The organism is Runella sp. R0.1_18, from assembly GCF_057652155.1.
The window spans coordinates 1-278 of the sequence record NZ_JBYFCK010000126.1; the positions used below are offsets into that span (position 1 = coordinate 1).

The 278-nt window shown below is 71.2% G+C and carries 1 protein-coding gene; it reads right to left on the minus strand.

Annotated features, from left to right (window positions below; genetic code table 11):
• Window positions 1–278 (minus strand): AFG1/ZapE family ATPase (zapE, locus tag AC23P2_RS31365; protein ID WP_487776833.1); only part of this gene is annotated, 278 nt, incomplete at both ends.

Consider the following 278-nt stretch of genomic DNA (forward strand, 5'->3'; position numbering starts at 1 on the left):
GTCGTCCAGGAACAGGGTGTGGAACCGCTGGGCGATGGCCAGATAGTCCTGCGGCCCCAGCGGCCGGGCGCACAGCTCATCAAAGGTCGCGCGCGCCATGGACCCGACCGTGCGTTCGATCACCACGTCGCGGCCCAGCACGGTCAGATGCGCGGGTTCTTCCGGCTCTCCCCCCTTCAGTTCGCGCCACAGGTTCTCGAACGCCGCCCGGTCGTCGGGCGTGTGCCACACCTGGGCCGAGGTCATCCGGTCCAGCCGCCAGTCGCGCGCGCCCGCCG